At 59.9% G+C, this 13,523-nt stretch carries 12 protein-coding genes; 7 read left to right on the top strand and 5 right to left on the bottom strand.

All coding sequences use genetic code 11. The features are described from left to right. Positions 1-2: 2 nt before the first annotated feature. Positions 3-1,715 (top strand): ABC1 kinase family protein, encoded by a 1,713-nt coding sequence (locus FHS06_RS13535; protein WP_310734828.1) that lies wholly within the window; start codon positions 3-5, stop codon positions 1,713-1,715. A gap of 178 nt (positions 1,716-1,893) precedes the next feature. After that, the gene (locus tag FHS06_RS13530) at positions 1,894-2,319 is read left to right on the top strand and encodes a Rho termination factor N-terminal domain-containing protein (protein ID WP_208388181.1); all 426 of its coding nucleotides are present in this window, start codon (positions 1,894-1,896) and stop codon (positions 2,317-2,319) included. Between the two features lie 55 nt (positions 2,320-2,374). Here the strand turns inward: FHS06_RS13530 and FHS06_RS13525 are convergent, their stop codons facing one another. The 4 genes from FHS06_RS13525 to FHS06_RS13510 form a co-directional block, all read right to left on the bottom strand. Then, the gene (locus FHS06_RS13525) at positions 2,375-3,316 is read right to left on the bottom strand and encodes an aggregation-promoting factor C-terminal-like domain-containing protein (RefSeq protein ID WP_167050124.1); all 942 of its coding nucleotides are present in this window, start codon (positions 3,314-3,316) and stop codon (positions 2,375-2,377) included. A 257-nt stretch (positions 3,317-3,573) separates the two neighbouring features. Then, on the bottom strand, positions 3,574-4,404 hold the full coding sequence (locus FHS06_RS13520; protein ID WP_167050122.1) for an SDR family NAD(P)-dependent oxidoreductase: 831 nt from the start codon (positions 4,402-4,404) through the stop codon (positions 3,574-3,576). Between the two features lie 141 nt (positions 4,405-4,545). Continuing rightward, complete coding sequence (locus tag FHS06_RS13515) at positions 4,546-5,739, bottom strand: thiolase family protein (protein WP_167050120.1); 1,194 nt, start codon at positions 5,737-5,739, stop codon at positions 4,546-4,548. A gap of 28 nt (positions 5,740-5,767) precedes the next feature. Next, a complete protein-coding gene (locus FHS06_RS13510) occupies positions 5,768-6,532 on the bottom strand; it encodes a 3-hydroxyacyl-CoA dehydrogenase (protein WP_167050118.1) in 765 nt (254 codons plus the stop codon). A gap of 114 nt (positions 6,533-6,646) precedes the next feature. Between FHS06_RS13510 and FHS06_RS13505 the strand changes: the two genes are divergently transcribed. The 4 genes from FHS06_RS13505 to FHS06_RS13490 are packed head-to-tail and all read left to right on the top strand — an operon-like array spanning position 6,647 to position 11,316. Further along, positions 6,647-8,629 (top strand): SpoIIE family protein phosphatase, encoded by a 1,983-nt coding sequence (locus FHS06_RS13505; protein ID WP_208388179.1) that lies wholly within the window; start codon positions 6,647-6,649, stop codon positions 8,627-8,629. Continuing rightward, positions 8,626-10,587 carry a glycosyltransferase gene (locus FHS06_RS13500; protein WP_243845447.1) on the top strand — a complete coding sequence of 654 codons (1,962 nt, stop codon included), beginning with the start codon at positions 8,626-8,628 and terminating at the stop codon, positions 10,585-10,587. Before FHS06_RS13505 ends, FHS06_RS13500 begins: the two co-directional genes overlap by 4 nt. Then, on the top strand, positions 10,587-10,922 hold the full coding sequence (locus FHS06_RS13495) for an STAS domain-containing protein (protein WP_167050116.1): 336 nt from the start codon (positions 10,587-10,589) through the stop codon (positions 10,920-10,922). Before FHS06_RS13500 ends, FHS06_RS13495 begins: the two co-directional genes overlap by 1 nt. Continuing rightward, the gene (locus FHS06_RS13490; protein ID WP_167050114.1) at positions 10,891-11,316 is read left to right on the top strand and encodes an ATP-binding protein; all 426 of its coding nucleotides are present in this window, start codon (positions 10,891-10,893) and stop codon (positions 11,314-11,316) included. The genes FHS06_RS13495 and FHS06_RS13490 overlap by 32 nt, the downstream gene beginning before the upstream one ends. 33 nt (positions 11,317-11,349) lie before the next feature. On the opposite strand, the gene FHS06_RS13485 is transcribed toward FHS06_RS13490, so the two are convergent. Further along, entirely contained in the window at positions 11,350-12,768 is a 1,419-nt protein-coding gene (locus FHS06_RS13485) for a carboxylesterase/lipase family protein (RefSeq protein ID WP_167050112.1), read from the bottom strand. 104 nt (positions 12,769-12,872) lie between these two features. Between FHS06_RS13485 and FHS06_RS13480 the strand changes: the two genes are divergently transcribed. After that, complete coding sequence (locus FHS06_RS13480; RefSeq protein ID WP_167050110.1) at positions 12,873-13,517, top strand: TetR/AcrR family transcriptional regulator; 645 nt, start codon at positions 12,873-12,875, stop codon at positions 13,515-13,517. The last annotated feature ends 6 nt before the right edge of the window (positions 13,518-13,523 follow it).

The following is a 13,523-nucleotide window of genomic DNA, read 5'->3' as shown; positions in this document are numbered from 1 at the left end:
GAGTGCCGCCCGCTCGCCGGCGCCGCGTAGACGTGGCGTCGGCCGCCGGAGATACTCGTGCGCGCTATCGGCGCATACTTCGCTTCGCCGGCTGGAACCTCGCCATCACCTGGTGGTACGAGTTAGTCCTGCCACGCATTGGGCTTGCCAAAATTGCAGAGCGAACCCGAGCGAAGCGGATGATCCGCTTCGCTCGGCGCTTTCACGTTCTCGCCGTCGATCTCGGTGGGCTCATGATCAAGGTGGGGCAATTCATGTCGTCGCGCCTCGACGTGCTCCCACCGGAAATCACCAGAGAGCTCGAGGGCTTGCAAGACGAAGTGCCCCCGGTGCCGTTTGCGGCCATTCGCACTCTCGCCGAAGCGGAGCTCGGCGTATCGCTTGCTCGTGCATTCGAGTGGGTAGACGAGACGCCGGTGGCCGCGGCATCCCTCGGACAAGCGCACCGTGCGCGACTTTCGCCAACGGGAGCGGCAGATACCGGGTTAGACGGGGTCATCATCAAGGTGCAACGGCCCGGCATCGACGAAATTGTCGAGGTCGACCTCGCCGCCCTTCGCAGGGTAGGCGGATGGTTGAGCCACGTGCGCCTCGTTTCTTCGCGTGTCGACGCGCCCGCTCTTGTCGAAGAGTTTGCGCAGACAAGTCTTGAAGAAATCGACTACTTGCACGAGGCATCCAATTCGGAACGCTTCGCCGCAGACTTCGCTGACGACGATCGCGTAAGCGTTCCGGCGGTCGTATGGGAGCGCAGCACGCGTCGAGTACTCACCCTCGAAGACGTGACAGCAATCAAGATCACGGATGCCGCAGCTCTCGCCGCAGCCGGGATCGACCCTGCCGATGTTGCACCCGTGTTCGCGTCGGTGATGTTCGACCAGCTGTTCACAAACGGGTTCTTTCACGCTGACCCGCACCCGGGCAACATCTTCGTGACGCCGGTGACCGGCGGCTCGAGCGAGCTCGGGTGGAAACTCACCTTTATCGACTTCGGCATGATGGGCGAGGTTTCAGCCACCACGCGCAGCGGCCTGCGCAAGATGCTCATCGCTGCGGCATCGCGTGACGGTAAGGGCCTCGTGAACGCGGCGCGCGATTTGGGCGTGCTGCTGCCTTCGTCTGACACTCGTGACCTAGAGCGAGCGATGACCGACCTCTTCGCCCGATTCGGTGGCATGGGTTTCGCGGAGTTGCGCGAAGTCGACCCACGCGAATTTCGTGAGTTCGGCGTGCAGTTTGGTGACGTCATCCGTTCGCTGCCGTTTCAGCTGCCCGAGAACTTCCTGCTCGTCATTCGAGCCATGTCGCTCGTATCAGGAGTGTGTAGTGCGCTCGAGCCCACATTCAATCTCTGGGATTCTGTCGAGCCTTACGCTTCGCAGCTTCTTCGGGATGAGCGTGGCAACGTGGTGCAAGATCTTGCCAAGCAGGCAGGGGAGAACTTGGCGATCGCCTGGCGGTTGCCGAAGCAGCTCGATGGCCTCATCACACGCTTCGATGAAGGCAACGTCGATGTCAGCAGTTCAAGCCTCGATAAGCGCGTCGCTCGGTTGGAACGGGTTGTGCGTCGCGCGGTCTCGGCCGTGCTGTTCGCCGCATTGCTTGTGGCCGGTGCTGTACTCCGGGCGGACGATGTGGTTTTCGGCACCGTGTTGATGGCGGCATCCGTTCTTCCGTTGCTGCACGCCCTTTTCTCGGGCCGCCGCGGCCGCTGACAGCGCCCGGCAGCTCTTGACTTGCCCGTTTTTGTGGGTGTTTCGCAAGCGAAACCCACAAAAACGGGCAAGTCGCGTGCCCAAAAGCGATGGCTCACGGGCTGAGCGAAGAGTCTCGATGTGCTTCACTACCAGTACGGAAGGTCCCATCGTTCGCGACCTATTGGAGGTGCAAAAAATGGCGCAGAAAAAGAAATCAAAGAAGCCATCAAGCAAGAAGAACGACTTGAAGGCGACGGAGAAGAAAGCCAAGAAAGCACTGGCTCAGGCCGAAGACTCCGTGGCGACAGCTCTCGAAGCCGTGGCGGACTCGAAGAAAAAACTGCGTAAGCGTGCAGCTGTGCTATCCAAGAAGACCGAGAAGCTTGCCGCTAAGCACGCAGAAGCAGCGCAGCAATTCGCTCTCGAAGTAGCGAAATCAGAGAATGAGGCGGCCTCGGAGCCCAAGAAGGCTCCCGCCAAGTCAGCTCCGTCCAAGCCTTCTTCGACGTCGCTGACTGTTGCTGAGCTTCGCGAGCAGGCAAAGGCGCGAAACATTACCGGGTATTCCCGCATGAACAAGGCAGATCTCATCGCCGCTCTTGAACCGAGCCCAACAGCGTGAGAACCGTCACGCTTTCGACGGCCCCCACGCGGTAGCGCTTGCGGTCGACCGGTTCTTAGTACCAGCCTGTCGACTGTGAGTGCGACCATGCGCCGCACGGCGAACCGTAGCTACCGGCGATGTAACCCAAACCCCACACGATTTGTGTCGTCGCGTTGGTTGCCCAGTCGGCGCCAGCGCTAGCCATCTTGCTGCCGGGTAGTGCCTGCGGGATGCCGTAGGCCCCACTCGACCCGTTTGATGCTTGGGCGTTCCAGCCCGACTCCTTGTTCCACAGCGAGACGAGGCACGCGAACTGGTCGTCGCCCCACCCGTAATTGGACGCCGCGATTTGCTGAGCGGTGGCCTGAGCGCCGGAGGGGTTCGTCGGCGCTGCGGGCGCGGGTGCGGTCGCCGCTGCGGCTTCTTCCTGCTGCGCCTCAGCTGCTGCGGCCTCGGCGGCGGCAGCTTCAGCTGCGGCCTTTTCAGCTGCGGCCTTTTCAGCTGCGGCTTTTTCGGCCGCGGCTTTCTCAGCTGCCTCTTTCGCGGCTTTCTCAGCGGCCGCCGTGGCAACGCGCTCAGTCAGCTCTGCAGTCTCGGCGCGCACTCGCTTCGTTTCAGCAATCGCAGTGGCGGTGTCGTCTGGGAGCAGAAGCGTGGGCACGATCTCGAGATTCGACATTTCATCGATGCTGTCGAGAAGATCCGCGGTCTCAATAGCAGTCGGCTTTCCGCCGAGGTCGAGACCACTTTCATTCGCTTCGATGGTTGCTGCGACTGATTCAGCGACGGCGGACCGTGCTGCGACCAGTGCAGATTCTGCTTTCGTCTTCATGTCTTCGAGCGTGTCGGACGTTGTCGACGTCGCTACGGAAACCGCAGGCGCGGCATCCGAGGTAGATGCTAGCGCCGGACTCGCGGTGAAAATGCCTGCCGAGACGATAGCGCCAGCGGTCGCAAGGGCGATGCCCGCTTGCTTGGCGCGTCGGGCAGGGGAAAATACAGGGGAGTGGAGCATGTCAGATTTCCTGGGAGATGGATGCCGCAATCTCACGGCTCTGCGCCCTCGGGTCGGGCACAAAGAATCGATTCTGCTCACCTCTTCTGGACGAAACCCCGGTGTTCGCTGGCAGAAGCGTGAGAGCGCCAACCGTTTTTCCCGCTCCGAACACCTCGCATCGTGCTGAAAAACCCCTCGCGACTTGCCCGAATTTGCGGGCGTTGCGAGCTGAGAACCGACAAAAATGGGCAAGTCGCGACGGGGTTGACTCAGACCTACGAAGAAGCGACGAATTCAGCGCTGCGAGCCCAGAGTGCTTCGGCGAGTTCGGCGTCGCCCGCCTGCTTATTGGGAGCCGCGTGCGCTGTCTTGTTGTAGTACTCGCCTGAGATCCAGGTGGTGCCCGGGGTGCCTTCGGCAAACCATGACAGCACCTTGCCGCCGGTTTCAGAACTCGTCAGAAAGATATTCCGAAGCGGCCAGCGGTAGACCAGCTTGATGAGAGAGTTCGCTTCACTCGTGAAGTTAGAGGCAATATTCCCGGGATGGAATGCGACCGTCGAGATTCCCTGAGCTGCGTAGCGCCGGTGAAGCTCTTTTGTGAAGAGAATGTTCTCCAGCTTCGCCGCACCATATGCGCGAGTCGCGCGATAAGAGCGTTCCCCGTTGAGGTTGTCGAGCTCAAGGCGTCCAAAAAGTGAGTTCGCGACACTCGAGGTGTTGATGACGGATGCCTTCGACTCGATGAGCCGATCCATGAGGAGCTGCGTGAGCAAGAACGGGGCGAGATGGTTGACCTGAAATGTCTTTTCGAAGCCGTCTGTGGTGAGCTCTCGGTCACCCATGATGCCGCCCGCGTTGTTCGCCAGCACATCGATTGTCGAGTACCGCTCATTCAACGATGCGGCGAGTTCTCGCACCTGGCCAAGGTCGGCGAAGTCGGCGACGAAGTAGTCGGCGTCGATACTCTCTGCCACGCGCTTCGTCTTTTCGGGTGATCGCCCAACGACCGCGACAGTGTGGCCCGCTTCGTTGAGTTGTCGTGCGGCCGCGGCACCGATTCCATCTGATGCGCCGGTGATGATGATCGTTTTCTTATTCTGCATGATGTCCAATCGCGACGCCGTGGTGACCCCGCCACAAGCCTGTCACCTTCAAGCTCGCGGAGGCTCCGAAATTAACGGGCTCGGCACCAAAAGATGTCGATCTGCACGACGCATCACGCGGTTACTGCGACGACTGCGCTGCTAGAGGCGCTCGATGATGGTTGCGTTAGCCATACCGCCGCCCTCGCACATCGTCTGGAGGCCATAGCGTCCACCATTCGCCTCAAGTTCGTTGACGAGGGTAGCCAACAGGCGGGTTCCCGACGAGCCGAGCGCGTGGCCGAGAGCGATCGCGCCGCCGCGCGGATTCAGTTTTGTTTCTGGCACGTTGATTTCGTTCGCCCATGCCAGAGGGACGGGAGCGAAGGCCTCGTTGACTTCGAACACGTCGATCTCATCAGCTGACAACCGAGCACGATTGAGAACCTTTTGAGTCGCGGGGATCGGCCCCGTCAACATCATGATCGGGTCATCGCCCACGACGGCGAACGAAACGAACCGCGCTCGAGGTCGAAGGCCCAACTCTGTGGCACGTTCTCGGGACATGATGAGCGCCGCCGAAGCCCCGTCTGTGAGCGGTGATGAATTTCCGGCGGTGATCTTCCACCCGATCTCCGGAAAACGAGCGGCAATCCCGGCATCGACAAAGGATGCCGGCAGCTCGGCGAGTCGTTCAGTGGTCGTTGCTGGGCGCACGGTTTCGTCACGCGAGTGAAGAAAAGCCCCGCCTGCGTCTGTGCGGAGTCGCAGCGGAACGATCTCGTGGTCGAAGGCATGTGCTGCTGCGGCATCGGCTGCTCGCTCGTGAGAACGGGCAGCGAAGTCATCGAGTTCTGCACGGCTCAGCCCCCACTGTGCGGCGATCAACTCTGCGGCCACCCCCTGATTCACAAGGCCGTCGGGATATCTAGCTCGGAGTTTCTGGCCGTAGATGTCGTTCCCCTGCGCTGAGGTTCCCATCGGCACACGACTCATTGACTCGACTCCGCACGCGATGACGACATCGTGCATTCCCGACATGACGGCCTGTGCGGCAAACGTCGCTGCCTGCTGACTGGAACCGCACTGTCGATCAATCGTCGTTGCAGGAACGTGCTCGGGAAAACCCGCCGCCAGCACCGCCGTCCGCGTGATGTTCGTCGACTGCTCCGATGCCTGGTTGACGCAGCCACCAATCACATCGTCGATGAGGGCCGGGTCCAACCCGTTCCGTGTCACAAGGGCATCGAGCACGCTCGCGAGCAAATCCGCCGGATGCAGAACCGAGAGAGCACCTCCGAGCTTTCCTTTTCCGGATGCTGTGCGTACAACGTCGACGATGACGGCTTCAATCATGTGATCACTCTTTCTCTGGCATCCGTCGTTACCGCGGCGCCATGCGAATTGCGCCGTCTAGTCGAATCGTCTCTCCATTGAGCATGGGGTTCTCGATGATCTGCGTCACCATGAGAGCGAATTCACTCGGTGCGCCGAGACGTTGCGGATGCGGCACTTGGCCCGCGAGCGAGGTGCGTGCAGCTTCCGGCAGACTCGCGAGTAAGGGAGTGTCGAAGATGCCTGGCGCGATCGTGACGACACGAATTTGGGAGGCTGCGAGCTCTCGCGCTATTGGTAGCGTCATGCCGACAATGGCGGACTTTGACGCAGAGTACGCCGCCTGACCGATTTGCCCATCGAAAGCTGCAACCGACGCGGTGTTGATCACGACACCGCGCTCACCGTCTGCGCGAACGCTGAGCTGCTGCATCCGCTCTACAGCCAGGCGGATGACGTTGAACGTGCCGACGAGGTTGATGTCGATGGCGCGCTGGAACTCATCGAGGGGGTGCGGACCGCGGGAACTCACAACTTTTGCCGCTGGCGCAACGCCCGCACAGTTGATCAGCGCTCGGAGATCGCCGATCGTGCCTGCCAAGTCGAGCGCGGACATGACGCTCGCAGGATCCCGGATGTCGCCCGCCGCGAAGTGCACGTGGCCTGGGTGAGCCCGGGCAACGTCAGCACCGTCACTTGACGGCAGATCTAACACGACCACAAGTGCGCCGTGCGCGACGAGTCGGAGTGTTGTGGCAAGCCCCAGCCCCGAAGCCCCGCCGGTGACGAGCGCAACCTGGTCGATAGTGTCCACTGAGAGTCCCTTCTCTCACTTCCTGACTCTATGAGCGAGATGAACTCGGAGCAACCATCGACTCATCTCGGACCCACCTCCCACCTCATAGACAATTGATGGAATAGTGGGGGTATGAGCCCGTCAGGTCTTGCGCCGGCGACGTCACAGCGGCCCGCATGGATGCGTCTTGCCCTTGTCGTGGGCGGATGCCTGATCGGCTTTTTCCTGCTGGGAACGATCTCGCTCGTGACGAGACCTGCCGCTGCTGCCTCCGTCGCGTGGTGGCCAGCTGCTGGTGTCGCACTCGGGATGGCCACGCGCGTAAGCATTCGCTTTGTCTGGATGCTGGCCGTCGCCGTCTCGGCCTTGACTCTGCCGCTCGCGCTGTGGATCGACAACTCACTTCCGCATGCGATCGCTATCTCGCTGTGCGTGGGTGTTGAGCTAGCGGTTGGTGCTTTGGTCATGCGTGGTAAGCGCGATGCGCTGCCGGAGCTCGCAATGCCTCGTGATATCGGGAGGCTTGTTCTCGCGATAGTGCTCTCGGCTGCCGTCTTCGACATCCTCATCAGTTCGGTTGACTTGATTTTCACCACGCCGGAACGGGCTTTCGAGCGATTTTCAACCGTTTTCTCGCGTCACGCAGCTGGGATGCTGGTTGTTGCGCCGTTATTCATGAAGATGCCGCGACGCCGCTCGCGCGCGAGTGGCGCCGAAAGCGTTGTGCAATTCGTTGCGGCAATCGGCTTGAGCATCTATGTCTTCGTTGGCAACGCGACGCTGCCGCTGGCCTTTCTGCCTTTTGTTCCGCTCGTGTGGGCAGCGATGCGGATGTCGACGCGACTTGTTCTTGTCGAAACACTCGTCATCAGCGTCGTCGCAACATACGGGAGTTCGATCGGCAAAGGGCCGTTTTCGTTCGATCGTCTCGACAGCGTCGAAGGCGCGGTTGTGCTGCAGGTGTTTCAGCTCTCTATGGTGGTCGTGTTTCTGCTGCTCTCGCTCGCAAACGGTCGCGAGGCGGATACGCGCGCGCAACTTGTGGAGAGTGAAGACCTCTTTCGACGCAACTTTGACACGTCAGTTGCAGGCATGCTGATTGTCACACGCGACAGCGAGGCCCTGTCTGTCATTCAATCCAACGACTCTGCTCGATCCATGTTGCCTTCAATTAATCAGGGCGCCACTGATCTTCGCTCAATATTGGGCGCTGACGCTCACGCTGAAGTAGCCACAGCTGCAACCAATCTTGTCGACGGAAATGCGCGTCTGACTCTCGAAACCAACGTCGGTCGGATCTTCGAAGTCAGCTTGTCGACGCTGGGGTCGCGGGCAAACGATGACACCTTCGCGCTCCAGATATTTGACATCACTGAAGCGAGAAGAGCACGCCAACTCGAACAGCAAGAGTTGGATAGGGCGGGCGAAGTGCAACGTGCTCTTTCACCAGGAAAACTCCCGCCCATTCCTGGTTGGGGCTTTGCTGCACTTTCAGTACCGGCAAAACAGGTCGGCGGGGACTTTTACGATGTCCGAATCTCATGGCCACGAGCCATCATTGCGCTAGGCGACGTGATGGGAAAAGGCGTGGGCGCCGGAATGCTCGCGGCAGCGACCAGAGCAACGTTGAGATCAGTCGAGGTTTCGGACTCTCCTAAAGACGTCATGATTCGAACCGCGAGCCTGCTCGATTGGGATTTGCGTCGCACCGGGGCTTTCGTCACGATGGCGTACGCCGTGATCGACTTGAACTCAGGGCAGGTGCGTCTTATCGACGCCGGACATGGCCTGTCATTCATTGTTCGAGCCGATGGAGAAAGTGTCGAGAGGATCATTTCTGAGGATCTGCCCCTCGGACTCGACTCGCGGTGGAGTGAGTCGAGTCCGCAACTGGCAGACGGCGACTCGCTGTTGCTACTGAGCGACGGCATACTCGACCGCTGGGGTGGGGACGTCGATACTTTCGATGATGTTGTGGCAGCGTGCGCGAAAAAATCTGACGGCAGCCCTCAATCGCTGATCGATTTGCTCGGCGCGGGCGGAGAAGACGTCATGAACATTGATGATGTGACAGCTGTTGTATTCCGGCGCGAGTCAGGTCAGGGTCTCCCTTGAGTCGCAACGAGAATCTGAAGCGGAGCGAGGCTCCGCGTCTGTGGCTGCTTCGCATCGTCATCGTTGGTGCCGTAATTTTGGGGATCAACTACGTCAGCTGGCGTTGGTTTGCCTCTGTCAACTGGCAAAACTGGTGGATTGGCGTTCCACTCGTCATCGCAGAAACCTACAGCGTTATCGATCTGTGCCTTTTCGGTTTCACGATGTGGCGATCTCGTCGGCGAGGAGAAGCGCCGCCGCCGCTTGCAGATGTCACAGTCGATGTGTTTATAGCGACCTACAACGAGCCGATAGACCTCGTAATGACGACAGCGCGAGCGGCACGGAAAATTGCGTACCCACACGAGACGTGGATTCTCGATGACGGCGCTCGACCAGAACTGCGGGCACAGGCCGAAAGTCTCGGTGTGGGCTACATAACCAGAGGAAAAGAGTGGCATGGCAAGCCGCGCCACGCCAAAGCTGGCAACCTCAACAACGCGCTTATGCAGACCGGCGGGGAGTTCATCCTCGTACTGGATGCCGATATGGTGCCGCGTCCTGACATTCTCAACCGCACACTTGGTTACTTTCGTGACGACAAAGTAGCGCTGGTACAGACCCCCCAGATCTTCAGCAACGTTCCGCAGGGGGATCCGCTTGGCAGCCAGGCCCCACTGTTTTACGGTCCAATACAGGAGGGGAAAGACGGCTGGAACGCCGCTTTTTTCTGTGGTTCGAACGCAGTACTCCGCCGAGAGCCCCTCATGCAGCTCGGCATCCTGGGCTACGTCAGTGCTACCGAAGACGCGGTACTCAAGGCACTCGGGCGGGCGGGTTCGATCGTGCAGCATGAGCGGCGCAAGCCCACTTCTCCTGAAGCCGCCGTCGTGCTCGCTGAAACGGCGGGTGCGATTCGCACAGCTCGGCGAGATCTCGCGCGGGGCGAGGCATACAGTGAAGTCACATATGCGCTTCACCAGAGGGTGGCAACGGCGGCTCGACTGATTGTCGCAAGCGACATGGCGAAAATGACGGAAGACCTCGCGTCACTCGGATTAAGTCCAGACGACTTGGCTGCGTTCTCCGTCGGGCACGACGAGGCGGTCACACGTCTTTCTGGCAGTGAGCTGTCTCCTCTGAATGCACTTGAGGCGGTGCAGAGCACGCTGCGTGATATCGACATCAACCGCCCGGGCGAGGCACAGGTCATTCTTCCTCTTGCCACGAACTCGGTGACGGAAGATATGTCGACTTCGATGCGGCTTCATGCGCTGGGGTGGGAGAGCGTTTTTCACAACGAGTTGTTGGCCGACGGCCTTGCTCCGGAGGATCTCGGTACGATGCTGACCCAGCGGCTTCGCTGGGCGCAGGGCACAATGCAGGTGTTTTTGGCCGAAAACCCACTCTTCACAAAGGGGCTATCGATCCCGCAGCGCTTGATGTACTTCTCCACGATGTGGAGCTATATATCTGGCTTCATGTCCGTGATTTATCTTGTTGCTCCAGTGATTTTCCTCACCGCCGGGATCCTCCCGGTGCAAAGCTTCGCAGCTGACTTTTTCTGGCATTTTCTGCCCTTTCTGGCGGCGAACCAGTTGCTTTTTCTCGTCGCTTCTCACGGGCTCCCGACGTGGCGAGGCCAGCAGTACACGCTTGCGCTCTTTCCGCTCTGGATTCACGCGTGCGTGAGCGCCGCGGCCAACGTGATCTTTGGCCGCTCGCTTACGTTTGCTGTCACGCCCAAAGACGGAAAACGAGTGCACGGTCTTCAACTGCGTCGGATCCGCATACAGATCATCACCGTTGTCGTCTTGCTGGTGGCTATCGTGATCGGTATCTTCCGCCTAGTGATCCTCGGCGATGAGCCGGTGGGCACTGTGGTGAATGTCGTGTGGGTAATTTATGACTTCTTCGCCTTCAGCGTTTTGATTGGCGCAGTTCGGTACCGGGGTTTCAAAAATGATGAGGAGAAATAATGACGGCGTTTCAGACTGATGATCACGGGGCAGACATCGCAATCGTCCGCGGAAATGGGCGGTTGAACATGGTCACCGCTCCGGAACTGCGTGAAGCGGTAAGCAATGCTGTTGAGCGCGGACGATCACGAATTGTGGTTGAGCTTTCGCAGATTACATTCATGGACTCATCGGGTCTTGGTGCTCTCATCGGCGCACTCAAGACAACCCGCGAAGCGGGTGGAGATCTAAGAATCGCGGAGCCGGCCGAGCAAGTCATGATGGTTCTGCGGCTATCCAACGTCGACAAGATTTTGAAGCCTTATGAACACGCCGAGTCAGCCTTCTCCGGCTGAGCACGTCGCGGCGATTCGCTGCCCGCCCGACAGCGTGGAAGACGCCCACAACTTCGTCGAAGCGGTCTGGGAGGAGCATCCGGACGTAGTCGCCACGGATCGCATGGCGATGGAGCTGGTGCTGAGCGAACTTGTCAGCAATATCATTCAAAACAACCCCAAGCGCGACGTGTTGTGTGATGTTGTCGTGACGGTGGACAACCTCGAGCTCCGGCTCCGGACGAGCGACACTGGTATTGCGATGATTGCGAAAGCCGGAGCAGGAGTGATGCCAGAAGACACAGCGGAAAGCGGGCGCGGTTTGGCGTTGATTGAGATGGTCACCCGTTCGATGGATTACCGAAGGGAACAAGACCGCAACGTCTGGCTTGCCGTCATCGACCGAAGTAGCTGAGGCGGTTGAAGCAGAAGAGAACGCCTCCTGTGATTAAGAGAGCGCGTCGACAATCGCCGCGCGTCGTTGCGGGGTCGTCATTGACGATGTATCAAATACGCGCGTGAGCCGTTCTGGCCGGTAGGTAGGCCAGCCTGGGTCTCCATCAGCGATGAAAGCGACCCAGGCGCTATGCATCTCTTCGGCGAGTGACTGCGGAGCGCTCTCACCGGCGAGAGATACCGAGTCCGAGGCATCCAAAGTGTCGAAAACGAACCCGATCTCTAGCGCGTGCGCCGCGCGCAGGCCACGGACGGGGCTTTGCCAAGCGAACTCGTACATATAGGTAGGAGACGACTTTGCTCGGGCAGCGGCGGTGGCCGGTGCCCGGAGAGCTTTGTCGGTGAGTAACTGCCCAAGAATCTCGCCACGAGGTGCGCTCCGCCACGCAGCGTGGGCGGCACGCGCCGCTTTTAGTGGAATTCGGAGAGCGATTCGCGCGACCCACTCTTTGAATCCTCCGATTTTCGCCAACTCGCGTGGGGCAAGCCAAAGTCGATATTCGTCGGTGTTCGTGCCGATGAGTAGCGGAATCTCTATCTGCGCCAGCGCAACGTGCGGCGAGAGCGGTAGCGAGGAAGGATCGAGGCTCGGCGAAAATCCGGGAGTGCCGCTGAAAACTGTGCCGCCACGTGTGATTTCGGCGCGTGCTGCTACGAGTTTCTCAGGAGAGATCGAGAGGAAAGCGTCGCGGGTGGCGGGGATTTTCAGCTTCTTCGCCAGGGCAATCGTCGATCTTGCGGCCTTATCGTCAGGCGGGACTTCGAGTGGACCTGATTGGATGATGGCGCCCGCGACGAGTTCTCGTGTCTCTGACCGCGCGAGCAGAGCCGCGACCATGCTGCCGCCGGCGGACTCTCCCATGATGGTGATCCGCGAAGGGTCACCGCCGAAAGCGGCAACTTCGTTGCGCACCCAAGCTAGAGCTGCCACTGCGTCGAGGAGTCCGATATTTCTCGGTGCGCCCTCAAGAACTGCGAAACCCTCGACGCCGAGTCGATAATTGATCGACACAAAAATGACGCCATCTCGAGCGAATGCTGAGCCGTCATAGCTCGGCAGCGCCGACGTCCCCCGTTCGAAAGCGCCGCCATGAATCCACACAACGACGGGCGCACTTTGCGCGTGTTCCGGCGACCAGATATTGAGCGTAAGAACGTCGTCTCCGGGGATATCGACGGAGGCGAGTAAATCTCCGAGCTCTCCTGGGTAAGGGCTTTGCGGTGCAGTCGCACCGAATGCAGTTGCGTTCACCGCGCCGGTCGATGGCGCGCGGGGTACCGGCGCCGCGAATCTCAGCTCACCCACGGGGGCCTTCGCGTAAGGAATACCGAAATACCGCAGGATGCCGTCGTGTCCGACTCCGCGGATTGTTCCCGTCGAGACTGTGACATCCACAGTGCGATCATCCATATCGGCTGTCCTTCTGTCACTTTCGTGGCGCGCGATGAGAGGCGACAGCAAAGTTAACGCCTTCATATTGGCTATTTCGTTACATGTAACGTTATTGTGAGGCGGTGTCATTTGACAACCCTCGATCTGCTCGTTCGGGGCGTCCTCGCGCTGTTTCTCGTGCTGCCATCGTCGCGACAGCATCGCGATTGGCCGCAGACCATGGTCTGGGCGCCGTGACGCTGCGCGCGGTGGGAGATGCCCTGGGAGTGTCTCCCATGACGATTCATCGCACGGTCGGGGGCAGCGAATCACTGCGGGCAGCCCTTGTCAGCGCACAGATTGGAGTTGCCCTCGCTCATGTGCGATGGCCAGAAAATGACTGGCGCGCTCTCGTAGAGACGTTCGCGTGGCGACTTCGGGAATTGCTGTACGAGCATCCTTTTGTTTTGGAAGCACATCGACAGTCAGCGCTCGATGGCCCAGGCGCTGAGGCTCTCGTCGTGCGAATAGTAAATTCCCTGAAAGACGCCGGACTCACAGAGAAGGAAGCGGTCTGGGGGTACGCCTCGTTGCACGATTTCGTCACCGGTCACGTCGCTTTGATGATGGGTCGTGCCCGCGCCGAAGAAGGGCGGACGGGCGCGCCAAGTGGCACGGCGGCGCTATTTTCGAACTATCGCGACGAAGACGAACGCTTCTCGGGCGGAGTCTTGGTGCTGGTCGAAGGACTCTCGTCACTTATCGTCCGCAATACGTCGACTTCCTGACTCCCG

This window comes from Microbacterium halimionae, assembly GCF_011761265.1.
In the GTDB taxonomy this organism is placed as follows: Bacteria; Actinomycetota; Actinomycetes; order Actinomycetales; family Microbacteriaceae; genus Microbacterium; species Microbacterium halimionae.
The sequence above is the reverse complement of the archived record's forward strand: the minus strand, read 5'-3'. Positions and strand labels throughout refer to the sequence as shown.

What these genes read in the sequence shown, in the direction of transcription:
- FHS06_RS13505 (WP_208388179.1), top strand. Translation starts at nt 6,647, where the DNA reads ATGAGCCCGTCAGGTCTTGCGCCGGCGACGTCACAGCGGCCCGCATGG.
- FHS06_RS13495 (WP_167050116.1), top strand. Translation starts at nt 10,587, where the DNA reads ATGACGGCGTTTCAGACTGATGATCACGGGGCAGACATCGCAATCGTC.
- FHS06_RS13530 (WP_208388181.1), top strand. Translation starts at nt 1,894, where the DNA reads ATGGCGCAGAAAAAGAAATCAAAGAAGCCATCAAGCAAGAAGAACGAC.
- FHS06_RS13525 (WP_167050124.1), bottom strand. Translation starts at nt 3,316, where the DNA reads ATGCTCCACTCCCCTGTATTTTCCCCTGCCCGACGCGCCAAGCAAGCG.
- FHS06_RS13490 (WP_167050114.1), top strand. Translation starts at nt 10,891, where the DNA reads ATGAACACGCCGAGTCAGCCTTCTCCGGCTGAGCACGTCGCGGCGATT.
- FHS06_RS13515 (WP_167050120.1), bottom strand. Translation starts at nt 5,739, where the DNA reads ATGATTGAAGCCGTCATCGTCGACGTTGTACGCACAGCATCCGGAAAA.
- FHS06_RS13520 (WP_167050122.1), bottom strand. Translation starts at nt 4,404, where the DNA reads ATGCAGAATAAGAAAACGATCATCATCACCGGCGCATCAGATGGAATC.
- FHS06_RS13485 (WP_167050112.1), bottom strand. Translation starts at nt 12,768, where the DNA reads ATGGATGATCGCACTGTGGATGTCACAGTCTCGACGGGAACAATCCGC.